Here is a 15,105-nt window from a genome sequence, read left to right as displayed (position 1 = left end):
TAGATTTTACTAAGATAAAGGGGTAGAATAAGAATTGATTCCTATCTTTTTTTGTATACGATTTTATATAATCTGTTTACTTATTTTCCAACTAGGAATGGAGGGTCTTTATGACAACATTAACAGCTGAACAAACTTCTTTAGTTCAGGAAAAAGCGACAGCGATTCGCGTAAGTATTTTAAAAGCTGTAACCGCTGCAAAATCAGGGCATCCAGGTGGTTCTTTATCGATTACAGACCTTATGTCGCTGTTGTATTTTGTAGAAATGAATGTAAATCCAGAGGACCCAAAAGATCCTAATCGTGACCGTTTTGTATTGTCTAAAGGGCATGCGGCACCAGCATTATATGCTACCTTGGCAGAGAAAGGCTTTTTCTCTAAAGATGAGCTTACCAATTTACGTAAGATAGATTGCATTTTGCAAGGTCATCCTGATATGAAACACACCCCGGGCGTTGACATGTCCACTGGCTCTTTGGGCCAAGGCATTAGTGCTGCCTGTGGTATGGCATTAGCTGGTCGAATCGACAAAAAAGATTATCGAGTATATGCTGTACTTGGTGATGGTGAATTGGAAGAAGGGCAAGTATGGGAAGCCGCTATGTTTGCCGGTCATTACAAATTAAATAATTTAACAGCTTTCGTTGATTTTAACGGACTTCAAATTGATGGTGATATTCGTGAAGTTATGTCTCCATTGCCAATCGGTTCAAAATTTGAAGCGTTTAATTGGAATGTAATTGAAGTAGATGGTCATAATTTAGATGAACTTCACAATGCCATTGAAGCTGCTAAGACTTGCACGGATAAACCTACTGTAGTCGTAATGAATACAGTTAAAGGTAAAGGTGTTAAAGAGATGGAAGGCCAAGCTGGTTGGCATGGTAAAGCACCATCCGCTGAAGAATGTGAAAAATTTGTAGCCGAACTTTTGGAGGTATAAGATGGGAAAAGCAACTCGTGAAGCATATGGTAATGCCTTAGTAGCAGTAGGGGCTACACATGAAAACGTAGTCGTATTAGATGCGGATTTATCTAAATCTACAAAGACTGATAATTTTAAAAAAGCATATCCTGATCGTTTCTTTAACGTAGGGATTGCAGAACAGAATTTAATTAGTGTTGGTGCTGGTTTAGCAGCAACTGGTAAAATTCCATTTGTATCTTCTTTCTCCATGTTTGCTACAGGTCGTGCTTTTGAACAGGTGCGTAATGCTGTATGCTATCCTAAATTAAATGTAAAAATTTGTGCTACTCATGCAGGGATTACTGTAGGTGAAGATGGTGCTACGCATCAAAGTTTAGAAGATATTGCTTGTATGCGTGCTATTCCTAATCTAACAGTTGTTGTGCCTGCTGATGAAGCTGAAACTACCGCTGTTGTAAAATGGGCTGCTGATTATGAAGGACCTGTATATGTTCGATTAGGTCGTGCTGGTGTGGATGATGTAACTCCTGAAGGTTATACGTTTACTCCAGGTAAAGCGGTAGAATTAGTATCTGGTACTGATGTTACTATTATTGCCTGTGGTGCTTTAGTAGGTCCTGCAGTACAAGCAGCAAAACAATTAGCTGATACTGGTGTAAAAGCTCGTGTATTAAATATGGCGTCTATTAAGCCGATTGATGCTGACGCTATTGTTAAAGCGGCTAAAGAAACAGGCGCTATTGTAACGGCAGAAGAGCATAATATTCTTGGTGGTTTAGGTGCTGCTGTAGCTGAAGTAGTTACTGAATTAGCGCCTGTGCCAGTAATTCGCGTAGGTACAAAAGATACTTTTGGTGAATCTGGTACGCCTAAAGAATTAATGGCAAAATATGGCCTAACAGCAGAACATATTATGGAAGCTGTTAAGACTGCAATTGAACGAAAATAGTAAAGGAAGTTATCAATGATTGAATTTAACCATGTCAACAAAGTGTACGACAATGGATCATTAGCTTTGGATGACGTATCTATACACATTGAGAAGGGTGAGTTTGTACTCATTTGTGGGCCTAGTGGTGCTGGGAAATCCACATTTATTAAACTATTGTCACATGAAGTAGTGCCTGATTCAGGAACGGTTGTCGTAAATGACATGGAAGTTTCTCATTTGAAAAAACGTAAAATTCCCTATTTACGTCGTCGCTTAGGCATTGTATTCCAAGATTTCCGTTTGTTACCGAATAAAACGGTATCTGAAAATATTGCCTTTGCGCTTGAAGTTATTGAAGAAAAACCAAAAGTTATTAAAGAACGTGTAGCTTCAGTTCTTGAGATGGTTGGGCTTAGTCATAAGGCGAATGATTTACCACAAGACCTAAGTGGTGGTGAACAACAACGCGTAGCTATTGCGCGAGCTATTGTTAATAAGCCATTAGTATTGATTGCTGACGAACCAACTGGTAACTTAGACCCTGCAACAAGTAAGGGAATTGTAGAATTATTTAAGACAATTAATAATTCAGGTACAACTATTGTTATGGTAACGCATGATATGGAAATGGTTAAGTATTTGAATAAGCGGGTTATTGCATTGGAAGATGGCCGCGTGACGAGTGATAGAATGCGAGGTGCTGAATTCAATGAAGCTTAGAACGTTTAGATACTTTGTGAAAGAAGCGCTTAAGTCTATGACCCGCAATGGTCTAATGACATTAGCGTCCATATCAACAGTGGCTTTATCGCTTTTTATCCTAGGTGTTTTTACATGCGGTGTAGTAAATTTAAACAACCTAGCATCTAATTTAGAAAGTCAAGTTGAAATCAGTATTTATATGAAAGACGGTTTGACTACTAATCAAGTTATGGAAGTTGGTAAAAAGTTAAAAGCCTTACCAAAAGTTAAAAATATTGAATTTGTCAATAAAGATGAAGCTATGAAACGCTTTAAAGAGCGCTTAGGAGATCAACAAGGTTTAGTAGAAGCGTTAGATGGTAACAATCCATTGCCATCGGCATATGTACTTACTTTCGAAGATCCAGAAGAAGTAAAAAATACAGCAAAATTAGTGTCTACTTTCCCAGAAGTTGAAAGTGCACATTATGGTCAGGATATTATTGAACAAATTTTCAAAATGACCCAAATTATTCGCATTGGTGGCATTGCTTTAATTGCCTTCTTGGCCGGTGCTACTTTGTTTATTATTTCCAATACGATTCGCTTAACAGTGTTCGCTCGTCGTAAAGAAATTGGCATTATGAAATATGTAGGGGCTACTAACTGGTTTATTCGTTGGCCATTTCTTATTGAAGGTATGCTCTTAGGGTTTATTGGTGGTGCAATCGCTACCGCTTGTGTATGGGAGTTCTATCATTTCATTACGGTGGAAGTAGAAAATTCCTTAGCCTTTTTACCATTAGTGCCTATGTTGCCATTCTTCTATGATTTAAGTGCTATTCTATTGGGCGTTGGTGTCTTAGTAGGGGCTATTGGTTCTACTATTTCGTTGAAACAATATATGAAAGTATAGTAAAGAAGGGTATGTATGGCAAATAATAAATTATCCATGCGTGTAGCAGCCGTTCTTTTAAGTACTACTGTATTAGCCTCAATTCCGTTTGGCACTATGAGAGCGGAAGATGAAGATTTAACTAATCAGCTAAGTGGCATTCAACAGCAAATGGAAGAAGCAAGTAACAAGAAAGCCAATGCAGAGATTACTATTATCAATGTATCTGAACAATTACATCAGATTCAGGTGGAATTAGATGAGGCAACAGCGAATTTAAAAAATTACGAACAGCAGCGCATGGCTGTAGAAAATGAAATTGTAAAAAATGAAAAACTATTAGCAGAAGCACAAGCTCGTTTAGCTACTCGTGAAGGAGTTTTTAATAAACGCGTTCGTGATATTTATATCAATGGGCGTCTTAGCTATTTAGAAGTTATTATTGGTGCTAAGGATTTTAGTGATTTTGCCAATCGTTTAGAAATGCTTAAACGCATTATTGATGCTGATATTAAATTAATTAGCAGTATTAAAACTGAGCGAGAAGAAATTGCTCAGCGTAAAGCTGAATTAGAGGCTGATCGTGCTAAAGTTGTTGAATTAGAAAATAAAGCACGGGAAGCTCAGGCTGTTATTCAGAAGAAAAAGGATGAACAGTCGGCTATTTTGGCCCAAGCACAAAATGATAAAGCTGTAGCAGAACAGATGCAAGCCGATTTACAAGCATCTTCAAATGCTATTAAAGCTATGTTACAGCAACGAGCGGCAGAACGTGCCGCAGCGGCAGCCGCGGCTGCACAAAGTAGTGGCGGTAGCAGTGGCGGCTATACATATGTACAAGGATCTGGTGTATTAAGTTGGCCTGTATCAGGGGTTATCACTTCTGATTTTGGTTGGCGTGAGCATCCTATTTTCGGTCGTCAAATCCTTCATTCCGGCATGGATATAGGTGTTGATGAAGGGACACCAGTACATGCTGCTGATGGTGGTTATGTAGAATACTCCGGGTGGATGGATGGTTATGGTTATGTTGTAGTTATTGATCATGGTAATGGTATGTCTACTTTATATGGTCATAATTCAGATTTAGCTGTATCCGAAGGCGAAACAGTAAGCAAAGGTTCTGTTATTGCCTATGCTGGTAGTACAGGGAACTCTACAGGACCTCATGTACATTTTGAAGTACGTATTAATGGTGATCCTGTAGATCCTCAAGGGTATTTATAAGATGAAAAATAATTTTCTTAAAGGTTGGTTGCCAGGCTCTTTAAAGTCTGGTATCCAATTTGCCATTAAATTTACAGTGGCTGGTCTTGTATTTTTGTGGCTTGTATTTTGGTATATTTCAGGGTCTCCAGCAGGGGCTATTAAATTCTTTTTTACCTATTTTGTAGCCAGTCATTTTTATATGGAGCCGGTAGCTAAAACGACCTTGTTTGAAGGTAGTCTGGCCGGTATGGTTGACTCCTTAGGGGAGCCTCATAGCCAATTCTTAAATGAAAAAGCCTTTAACGATATTTATATGCAAACGTCTGGCAGCTATAGTGGTGTCGGTATTGTGTTAGGTCAAGATAAAGAAGGGCTTATGAAGGTGGCTACGGCCATAGAAGGTCAGCCAGCAGCAACGGCGGGTATTAAATCAGGGGATATCATAGTGGCTATTGATGGGATTAAAACCAGTACCTTAGCCATGGAAGATGCCTCTAAAATGATTCGTGGTGAAGAAGGCACCCAAGTTGTACTAAGTGTAATGCGTGATAATGAAATTAAAGAGTTTACGATTACAAGACAACAAATTAGCCTTCCTACAGTAAAAGGTAAGATGTTAGACAATCATATTGGCTATATCCGAATCAGTCAGTTTGCTGAACCTACAGGTCCTGATTTTGCTAACATTTATAATGAATTAAAAGAAAAGGGCATGACTAAACTTGTCCTTGATTTGCGTGATAATCCTGGTGGATTATTAACGACGGCACAAGAAGTGTCGGACTATATTTTACCGGCTGGACCAATAGTAACGATTCAAGATCGGTCTGGTCGTATAGAATCTTATGATTCAAAAGGCTTAATGCCAACTATTCCTTTAGTTGTTTTAATTAATCAAGGTTCTGCTAGTGCTTCTGAAATTATTGCAGGGGCGGTGCAGGATGAAAAAGTAGGTACCATTGTAGGTACTAATAGTTATGGTAAAGGTACAGTTCAGACTGTATTAAGTATGTTAGGTGATGAAGGTATAAAAATTACCATTGCCAAATATCATACTCCAAATGACCGTGTTATTGATGGTACTGGTATTAAACCAGATGTAGAAGTAAGCCTTCCTGAAGGTGCTTCATCAGAAGCTGATGATACGCAACTTAAAAAGGCAATTGAGATTTTAATGACAAAATAATAGGTGGCGGTAGCTAACAGCAGTTACCGCCCATATTAGTATTAGTAAAGGATGAAAACTATGTTTATCGATCGTGCACGAATTTTTGTGAAAGCCGGTGACGGCGGCAACGGGATGAGTAGTTTCCGACGCGAAAAGTATGTTCCTAACGGCGGCCCAAACGGCGGCGATGGCGGTAAAGGAGCAGACATCATTTTAAAAGCAGACAGAAATATCAATACTCTTGTTGATTTTAGATATAAACGCCAATTTAAAGGGCCCGCTGGTGAAGGCGGGCAAAGCAGTAATAAATATGGTCGCGGTGCAGAGAATATGATTATTCCCGTGCCATTAGGAACTACTGTAAAAGACGAAGAAAGTGGCAAATTAATGGCAGATCTTATTGAAGATGGCCAGACTTATGTAGTGGCTAAAGGTGGTCGTGGTGGTCGTGGCAATGCTCATTTCCATACAAGTGCTAACCGAGCACCTACGTTTGCAGAAAAAGGTGAGCCTGGAGAGGAACGTTGGCTACAATTAGAATTGAAAGTATTAGCTGATGTAGGTTTGTTAGGCTATCCAAGTGTTGGTAAGTCTAGTATTATTCGTAAAGTATCCTCTGCTAAACCAGAAGTAGCAGCTTATCATTTTACTACATTAACACCTGTATTAGGTGTAGTATCTGTAGGAGAAGGTCATAGTTTTGTTATGGCTGATATTCCGGGCCTTATTGAAGGGGCTAGTGAAGGGGTCGGTTTAGGGCACTCTTTCTTACGCCATGTAGAACGAAGTAATATTTTAATTCATGTTCTAGATGTGTCTGGTATGGAAGGGCGTGATCCGATTGAAGATTTCCATACGATTAATGCAGAATTAGCTAAATATAGTGAAAAATTAAGTAAAAAGCCACAATTAATTGCACTAAATAAAATAGATATGTTACAAGATGAAGACACATTGCCTCGTGTAAGCGCCTATTTCACAGAAAAGGGTTATGAAGTTTTTCCAGTCAATGCATTGACTGGTGAAGGTTTACCAGATTTGGTTGCACGAGCTTGGTATTATGTAGAAAATTATGTACCAGAGCCAGAAGCTGTAGACGATACTGTTTTATACGAAGCAAAACCAGATACAGACTTTACGATTACTCGAGGTGATGATGCTTCCTTTATTATTAGTGGTGCTCGCATAGAAAAATTAGTTGCTATGACTAATTTAGATGATGAACAAGCACTTCGCCGTTTCCAAAAAATTTGGTCTTATATGGATTTAGATCGTCGCTTGAAAGAACGTGGCTGTAAAGATGGCGATGAAGTAGTCATTGGGGATCAACGTTTTACATTCCATGATTTATAAGGGTAGGAGATAGTATGACAGGGAAACAAAAACGATTTTTAAGAGCCTTAGCCAGTACGATGCCAGCTGTAGTTATGATTGGCAAGGGAGGCTTAGAAGATTCTGTGATTGATAGTGCTAGAGCAGCTATTACAGCACGAGAATTAATTAAGGTCAAAGTGCTGAATAATTCACCGGTAGATCCAGCAGAAACATTTGAAGATCTAGCAGATATGTTAGGTGCAGAATTAGTTCAAGTTATCGGTCATAATGGAGTTCTTTATAAGGCTAAAAAAGAACCTAAAATTATTTTGCCTCGTTAATGAGGCAGAAGGAGACGCCTATGAGTGAAAGAGAGCAAGTTGGAAATGTAGTAGGACGCCAAGAATTGGCGAATGCTAAGCGTATTGTTGTAAAAGTGGGGACCAGTACGCTTACCTATGCTAATGGTCGTTTGAATTTGAATCGTATTGAAGCTATTGTAAAGCAATTGGCAGATTTAGCCAATCAAGGCAAAGAAATGATTTTAGTCAGTTCTGGTGCAGTTGGGGCAGGCTTAGCACCCTTAGGTTTTAAAGAAAAACCTAAGGATATTGCTATGAAACAAGCAGCCGCTGCTGTCGGACAAGGCATTTTACTGCATATGTATGAAAAATTATTTCGCGAATATGGACATACAGTGGGCCAAATTTTATTAACACGTGAAGATAGTACTCATCGTTCTCGTTATGTTAATTTGCGGAATACTTTATTTTCACTTATCGACTTAGGGGTTATTCCTATTATTAATGAAAATGACGTAGTGGCTATTGATGAAGTTAAAATTGGTGATAATGATACTTTATCAGCTACTGTGGCCAGTATCGTAGAAGCTGATTTGTTGATTATATTGTCTGATATTGAAGGTCTATATACAGCGAATCCGCAAACTGATACGACAGCTACCTTGATTACTGAAGTAGCAACTATAACACCACATATTTATGAAATTGCTGGTGGAGCTGGTACAGCTCGAGGTACGGGTGGTATGTTTACTAAAATAGAGGCTGCTAATATTGCTGTTAATTCTGGGGTTCATATGGTCATTGCTTCTGGTGAACACAGTGACTCTATTCAAGTTGTGGCTAATGGTGGTTTACGGGGGACTCATTTTGTAGCGCGCCAAACAAAACCACATATGCGTAAACGTTGGGTAGCTTTTGGTTCTCGTCTTAAAGGATCAGTTACTGTAGATGCTGGTTGTGCTAAGGCGATTTTGAAAAATGGCTCAAGTTTGCTGCCAGTAGGGATTATTGCAGTGTCGGGTGAATTTTTTGAAGGGGAAACAATTAGTATTATGTATGATGGCGAAGAAATTGCCCGTGGGATGGTTAATTTTTCGTCACAAGATATTGAGCAGATTAAAGGCTGTAACTCTCACGAAATAGCAGAACGTTTACAGGTTCAAACAGCCCATGCAGAAGCTATTCATCGTGATAATTTAGTTATCCTCAGATAGGAGGTTCTTATGACCGATTATGCGACACTATTTGAAACCATGGGGCAGCAAGCTCGTATGGCATCAACTCAACTTCAAGTAGCTACAACAGAAACAAAAAACTCACTATTGGTATCCATTGCTGATATTTTAGAAGCTAATATAGCGGCTATATTAACAGCAAATGATGAAGATATGAAACAGGCTGACTCCTATGGTTTACCTGCTATGATGTTAGATCGTTTACGTCTTACCGAAGATAGAATTAAACAAATGGCCTTAGGCGTACGGCAATTAGTAGATTTATCGGACCCTATTGGTGAGGTTATAGAATCTAGTACACGACCTAATGGGATGGCTATTACTAAAGTTCGTGTCCCTTTAGGTGTAATTGCTATGCTTTATGAGGCACGCCCTAATGTAACGGTAGATGCAGCGGCTTTATCTTTAAAAACTGGCAATGCAGTTATTTTGCGTGGTGGTAAAGAAGCATTTAATTCCAATCAGTGCTTAGTAACTTTAATTCGTCAGGCATTAACAGAAAATAATCTGCCAGCAGATGCAGTACAATTAGTGACTGTAACTGATAGAGCAGCTGTTTCAGATTTATTAAAACAGCGAGAGTATATTGATGTCGTTATTCCACGTGGTGGGGCTGGACTTATCAAGCGCATTGTAGAAGAAAGCCGTATTCCTGTTATTGAAACGGGCAGTGGTGTTGTTCACGTTTATATTGATAAAGATTGTGACACTAATAAGATTGTACCAATTGTTATTAATGCAAAAGTACAAAGACCATCTGTGTGTAATTCTGCAGAAACACTACTTATTCATGAGGAAGTAGCACCTAAGCTCTTACCTGAAGTAGCGCAGGCTCTATTTGCTAAGCAAGTAGAATTACGTGGGGATGCTACTAGTCGTGCTATTGTGCCTGCTATTCACGAGGCTGATAGCGAGGCGTGGAGTACAGAGTACAATGATTTAATTATGAATGTTAAAGTCGTGTCAGATGTGGCCGAGGCTATTCATCATATTAATCAGTATGGCACTAAGCATTCTGAATGTATTATTACTGAAAACAAAACAACCGCACAAACTTTTTTACAACAGGTAGATGCTTCGACTGTATATGTGAATGTATCTACTCGCTTTACTGATGGTTTTGAATTTGGCTTGGGTGCAGAAATCGGCATCAGTACACAGAAGTTACATGCTCGTGGACCTATGGGCCTATTAGCTTTAACATCGTATAAATATTATGTTGAAGGGGATGGCCAAATTAGGTCATGAGTAAACAATGGTTTTATAAAGTGCAGGCCTATTGGCAGTACATGAAAAGTCCTAAAGGACGCTATGAGTGGCGCTCATATGGCATAGCACTTATATTGTGGATTATATTATCAATACTAGCTATGAGGATAATGGATAGTTTATGAAAGTGACAGGTAAGATTGGTATTATAGGAGGTACCTTTAATCCCATTCATTTAGGCCATTTAATGATTGCTGAAATGGCTCAAGAGGCGTATGAACTTGAGCGTGTAATTTTCGTTCCTGCGTATCATCCGCCTCATAAACATGATGATGTGATTGAAGCACATTACCGCTATGAAATGACAGCCGTTGCTGTTATGGATAATCCTAAATTTACCATCTCTGATGTTGAATTTAAACGAGAAGGTCCTTCGTACACCGTGGACACAATTAAATATTTTAAAGAATTATATGGTGATGACAAAGAATACTATTTTATTGCCGGGACAGATACCATTCAGGATTTACCCAATTGGAAATACATTCAAGAATTATTAGAACTTTGTCATTTTATAGGGGCAGTCAGACCAGATGGGTCAGCTGCTATTGAGCCAGTAATCCAGCATTTTGGCGAATTAGGGAAAGAACGAATTCACTTATTGGAAGTTCCTTTAATGCAATTGTCGGCTACTGATTTGAGGGCCCGTTTGCGTACAAAACGCAGTGTTCGCTATATGATTCCTAAAGCAGTAGTTCAATATATTGCAAAACATGACATTTATAAAAAGTGAGGCAAGATTTTACGCATGTATGAAGAAATAATCGAAGATTTAAAAAATTGTTTAAGTTCAAAACGTTTCGCTCATACCTTAGGTGTAGCACGAGCTGCTGTAGCTTTGGCCGAACGATATGGGGAAGATCCAGAGGAAGCTTATTTAGCAGGTTTATTACATGATTGTGCTAAAGAGATTCCCTTATCACAGATGCAAGCATTGGTAGATAATAGTGGCTTAACAATTGATGTAGATATGTATGTAAATGGGGCTTTATTACATGGTGTAAGTGGTGCTATTTTAGCACGCTCTCGCTATGGCGTGACCAGTACACATATTTTAGAAGCAATTCGTTATCATACAACGGGTCGTGTTGGTATGACAACCCTTGATATGATTATATTTTTAGCTGATTATATCGAAGAAACACGTAATTTTCCTGGCGTGGAAGAATTACGCTTAATTGCTTTTGAAGATTTAGAAAAAGCTGTACTAGCTGGTTATGATAATACGATTCGTCATTTGCTAGATCAAGGGCTAAGTATTTATTTTAAAACAATTTTAGGACGCAATGATATAGTACGTCGCATTAAAAGTCGATAGGATGAATTGTGATGGAACAAGAACAAAAAAGGCCTAAACGGCGCGTACGAAAAAAGAATAATGTCCGTTGGGGGCGAGTTATTATAGCTCTGCTTTTGGTTGCAGCCATAATAGGGGGGCTCATATTTGGCATTATGAAAGGATATGAAGCTGCTAAAGGTTATTTTACAGGGAGTGCTACTGAAACAACGAGTGTAAGTACAGAGGCGGCACCACCAGCGGATAATCCTAAAGAACCGACCGTTCCGTTAGAACAAAAATCTTTAGATAAACCTATGTATATTTTATTGGTTGGTAAAGATAGTTCCAATCCGGCACAAGGGGATGCATTATTTTTATTGTCTGTTAATGAACAACAGCGGAACATTGATGTTATAGGCATTCCTTCAAATACTAAAATTGATAGCCGTGATAAAAAGTCTGTAGCTATGATTAATACTATGTACAGCTCTGGTAATATTGAATTGACTAAAGCTGTAGTGGAAGATTTATTTCACATCCCTATTCCTTATTACATTGTTGTAGATGAGGCCGCTTTTAAAAAGACAATGGAAGTTATAGGCTCACAGGATATGTATGTGGAAAAAGAAATGGTTCATGTAGATAGTACGACTGGTAATGCTGATGTTAATTTAGCTCGTGGCTATCAAACATTGGATGCTGATAAAGCCTTGCAGTATGTGCGCTATGTAGATAGTGACAAAAATGCATTCAGTCGTACACAACGGCAAGAACGATTTTTGAAGCAGTTATTAGGTAGTCAAGAGGATACATTTACTATTTCGAGAATGTGGCATATTTGGCGTATTTGGAGTCACTTTACAAGTAATATAGCTACTTCTGATGCCATTAAATTAGTTATGAATTTAGGAAGTTTATCAGCAGAACAAATTCAATATTATATTTTGCCTGGTACAAAAGAAACAATTAATAATGAGATTTACTGGAATTATGATCCTGTAGAAGCGCAGCAGTTATTAGGTATAACCATGGGAAATACACCAATTGAAGGTGGTGGCGATGGCAGTACCGCTGATTCTAAAGGAAATAGTGAAAGTAAGGCGAAAGAAGGCTAATAATCGTAAGGTTAGAGCAGGATATATTGTAAGCGATAAAGGAGTATACATGAAAGAGAAACAAGAAATTAAACAAATTACCTTAGCATTAGCACAGGCTGGTTTTGATAAAAAGGGGACTGACATTGAAATTATGGATTTAGAAGGACTATCTAGTTTAGCGGACTATTTTGTTCTTGTTAGTGCTTCTAATGTAAAACAGGCCCAAAGTATTGCTGATGAAATTGAAGATAAAGGGGCCGAAGAAGGTGTTACCGTATTACACCGTGAAGGCTATCATGAAGGTGAATGGATTTTACTTGATTTTGGTGATATCATTTGCCACATTTTTGGTGGTACAGAAACGCGTACTTTCTATGGTTTAGAACAACTTTGGAACGATGCAACACGCGTAGAATTTGTAGGGGCTTAATATGGCAACACAATTATCAGAAAATACCTTAGCCACTTTAAAAGTGCTACGTGAAAGCGATCAAGGTGCTTTTTTAGACGGTGGTACAGGTAATACAAATGATGATATTTTATTGCATAAGGAGCAACAAACTGAACCAGTGGCTATTGGTGATGAAGTATCTGTCTTTTTGTATCGCGATCCTAAAGGTCGTTTGACAGCTAGCATGCGTTTACCTGCGATTAAAGAAGGTCAAATTGGCTATGTTGAAGTTATCAATACAACTCAATTTGGCTGTTTCGTAGAAGTAGGAACAGAACGTGGTATCTTTATGCCCCATGCAGAAATGCGTGGCCGACCACAATTAGGGGAAAAGGTTTGGGTCCGTTTATATACGGATAAATCAGGTCGTTTAGCAGTGTCAATGGATGTTGATGATGCGATGCGTCGTGCGGCTAAGCCAGCTATTGAAGCTACTGTAGGACAAATTGTGCGTGGTGCTATATATAACTTTACACCTGATGGGGCTTTCTTTATTACACCTGAACGGTGGATTGCCTTTTTGCATCGCAGTGAAATGACACGTCATTTAAAAGTTGGGGAATTGATTAAAGCACGGGTCACTTACAAACGAGATGATGGGCGAATTAATGTTTCTATGCGTCCCGTAAAAGAAACAGCCCTTACTATTGATGGGGATCGTCTATTACAGTATTTGTTACAACGTAATGGTCGCATGCCTTATAGTGATAAAACATCGGCTGAAATTATTAAAGAAAAATTTGGTTTTAGTAAAGCTGCTTTTAAGCGGGCAATAGGCCATTTAATGAAAGCCAATAAAGTGGTACAAGAAGATGGGTGGACTCTGTTGACGGAAACAGGTCGCCTAGCAGCAGAAGCAATTAGTGAAGTCGCAGATGGCTTAGAAGCGCCGAACGCGTCTATGCAGGTGAGTCAATCCACCAGTAAAACAAGTGAGGCGTAATAGAATTACGCCTTTCTTTGCTTTTCTGTAAATGTGTATGAGGGATTAATTATGAAAATTATTGTTGTAGGCGCTGGTAAAGTAGGCTATTCAGTAGCACAGCGTCTAGTGCAAGATGAACATGATGTATATATTATTGAAAAATCAGCTGAGCGTATTCGTAATTTAGAAAATAGCTTAGATGTTAGCTTAGTGCAAGGTAATGGTAGTAGTTTGCAACTGCTTAAAGAGATTGGCATGGATGATGTGGGCATGTTAATTGCCGTAACTGATTCCGATGAAGTGAATATGTTAGCTTGTTCAGTAGCTAAAATTGGGGGCATTCCTCGTACAATTGCGCGCGTTCGAGATAATGATTATCTAAAAGAAGAAAACCGTGAATTGCAAGAACAATTAGGGGTGGATTTATTTATTAATCCAGAAATGGTATCAGCCCAAGAAATTGTTCAAGTTTTGCAGACTCCAGCAGCGCTTGATGTAGAAGATTTTGCTAGTGGTGCTGTTCGTTTGATGGAATTTAAAATGCATGAAGATGTGCAGTATGTAGGCAAGCGATTACGAGATATTCGCTTTCCAGAAGGCGTTATTATTGTAGGTATCTTGCGTAATGGTGAAATGATTATACCTCATGGGGAAAGTCGTTTATTACTTATGGATAAAGTCTTTATTCTGGGAGCCCGTGAAGCTATTTTAAAAATTGCTGAAGATTTCCATGAAGATGCCATGTTAGAACAAACGAAACGCATTGTGTTAGTGGGAGCTGGTCTTATTGGCTGTAACTTAGCTATATTACTAGAAAAAGCAGGTTATATAGTAAAAGTTATAGAAAAGGATATGGAACGGTGTGAGCATTTAGCCGCTATGGTAGATAATGCCATGATTATCAATGGTGATGGCACTAATATGGAATTGTTAGAGGCTGAAGAAATTTCTGACTGTGATGCTATTATTTGTTTAACCGACGATGACAAACTAAATCTTTTAGTGGCTTTATTAGCAAAGCATCTGGGTGTGCCTAAGACTATTGTTCGTGTAGGTCGTCCTGAATATATTGTTCTTATGGAACAAGTGGGGATTGATATTGTATTTTCACCGCGTTTACTTACTTCGGGGGAAATTTTACGTATGGTTCGTAAAGGCGAAAATGTAGTGAGTATCTCTACCTTTGAAGGTTCAAAGGCCGAAGCGGTTGAAGTCGTATTAAGCCCCGTGTCACCTATTGTAAACTGTGCGTTAAAAGATTTAAAACTGCCAGGTAAAGCCTTAGTAGGTGCTATTGTGCGTGATGGTTCTACTATCGTGCCAACAGGGAATACGGTGCTTCGAGCAGAGGATCACATAGTATTCTTTACTTTACCGAATCATGTTAATAAATTGTTGACTTATTTAAAACCAATGTAGT

The 15,105-nt window shown here is 38.7% G+C and carries 16 protein-coding genes; all 16 read left to right on the top strand.

The features are described from left to right. The first annotated feature begins 110 nt into the window (after positions 1-110). Positions 111-944, top strand: coding sequence for a transketolase (locus NFR44_RS01975; RefSeq protein ID WP_251440604.1), 834 nt, complete (start codon positions 111-113; stop codon positions 942-944). Position 945: 1 nt separating this feature from the next. Further along, positions 946-1,878: a transketolase family protein gene (locus NFR44_RS01970; protein WP_251440602.1), complete on the top strand. Its 933-nt coding sequence runs from the start codon at positions 946-948 to the stop codon at positions 1,876-1,878. Between the two features lie 15 nt (positions 1,879-1,893). Further along, a complete protein-coding gene (gene ftsE / locus NFR44_RS01965) occupies positions 1,894-2,580 on the top strand; it encodes a cell division ATP-binding protein FtsE (protein WP_251440600.1) in 687 nt (228 codons plus the stop codon). Then, positions 2,570-3,457 carry a permease-like cell division protein FtsX gene (gene ftsX, locus NFR44_RS01960; protein WP_251440598.1) on the top strand — a complete coding sequence of 296 codons (888 nt, stop codon included), beginning with the start codon at positions 2,570-2,572 and terminating at the stop codon, positions 3,455-3,457. The genes ftsE and ftsX overlap by 11 nt, the downstream gene beginning before the upstream one ends. 15 nt (positions 3,458-3,472) lie before the next feature. Continuing rightward, complete coding sequence (locus NFR44_RS01955) at positions 3,473-4,663, top strand: murein hydrolase activator EnvC family protein (protein ID WP_371875159.1); 1,191 nt, start codon at positions 3,473-3,475, stop codon at positions 4,661-4,663. Between the two features lies 1 nt (position 4,664). Beyond that, positions 4,665-5,831, top strand: a complete 1,167-nt coding sequence (locus NFR44_RS01950) for a S41 family peptidase (protein WP_251440596.1) — start codon at positions 4,665-4,667, stop codon at positions 5,829-5,831. 60 nt (positions 5,832-5,891) lie between these two features. Continuing rightward, a complete protein-coding gene (gene obgE / locus NFR44_RS01945; protein ID WP_251440593.1) occupies positions 5,892-7,166 on the top strand; it encodes a GTPase ObgE in 1,275 nt (424 codons plus the stop codon). 14 nt (positions 7,167-7,180) lie between these two features. Then, positions 7,181-7,468: a ribosome assembly RNA-binding protein YhbY gene (gene yhbY, locus NFR44_RS01940; RefSeq protein WP_251440591.1), complete on the top strand. Its 288-nt coding sequence runs from the start codon at positions 7,181-7,183 to the stop codon at positions 7,466-7,468. Between the two features lie 20 nt (positions 7,469-7,488). Beyond that, positions 7,489-8,643: a glutamate 5-kinase gene (gene proB, locus NFR44_RS01935; RefSeq protein WP_251440588.1), complete on the top strand. Its 1,155-nt coding sequence runs from the start codon at positions 7,489-7,491 to the stop codon at positions 8,641-8,643. A 9-nt stretch (positions 8,644-8,652) separates the two neighbouring features. After that, on the top strand, positions 8,653-9,912 hold the full coding sequence (locus NFR44_RS01930) for a glutamate-5-semialdehyde dehydrogenase (protein WP_251440586.1): 1,260 nt from the start codon (positions 8,653-8,655) through the stop codon (positions 9,910-9,912). 142 nt (positions 9,913-10,054) lie between these two features. After that, positions 10,055-10,666 carry a nicotinate-nucleotide adenylyltransferase gene (gene nadD, locus NFR44_RS01925; protein ID WP_251440584.1) on the top strand — a complete coding sequence of 204 codons (612 nt, stop codon included), beginning with the start codon at positions 10,055-10,057 and terminating at the stop codon, positions 10,664-10,666. Positions 10,667-10,681: 15 nt separating this feature from the next. Next, the gene (gene yqeK, locus NFR44_RS01920; RefSeq protein ID WP_251440581.1) at positions 10,682-11,251 is read left to right on the top strand and encodes a bis(5'-nucleosyl)-tetraphosphatase (symmetrical) YqeK; all 570 of its coding nucleotides are present in this window, start codon (positions 10,682-10,684) and stop codon (positions 11,249-11,251) included. A gap of 11 nt (positions 11,252-11,262) precedes the next feature. Next, a complete protein-coding gene (locus NFR44_RS01915; RefSeq protein WP_251440578.1) occupies positions 11,263-12,327 on the top strand; it encodes an LCP family protein in 1,065 nt (354 codons plus the stop codon). A 49-nt stretch (positions 12,328-12,376) separates the two neighbouring features. Then, entirely contained in the window at positions 12,377-12,739 is a 363-nt protein-coding gene (rsfS, locus tag NFR44_RS01910; protein WP_251440575.1) for a ribosome silencing factor, read from the top strand. A gap of 1 nt (position 12,740) precedes the next feature. Beyond that, the gene (locus NFR44_RS01905; protein WP_251440572.1) at positions 12,741-13,703 is read left to right on the top strand and encodes a CvfB family protein; all 963 of its coding nucleotides are present in this window, start codon (positions 12,741-12,743) and stop codon (positions 13,701-13,703) included. A gap of 51 nt (positions 13,704-13,754) precedes the next feature. After that, positions 13,755-15,104: a Trk system potassium transporter TrkA gene (gene trkA, locus NFR44_RS01900; protein WP_251440570.1), complete on the top strand. Its 1,350-nt coding sequence runs from the start codon at positions 13,755-13,757 to the stop codon at positions 15,102-15,104. Position 15,105: the final 1 nt, after the last annotated feature.

This window comes from Veillonella intestinalis, assembly GCF_943193155.1.
Taxonomy (GTDB): Bacteria; Bacillota; Negativicutes; order Veillonellales; family Veillonellaceae; genus Veillonella_A; species Veillonella_A intestinalis.
The sequence above is the reverse complement of the archived record's forward strand: the minus strand, read 5'-3'. Positions and strand labels throughout refer to the sequence as shown.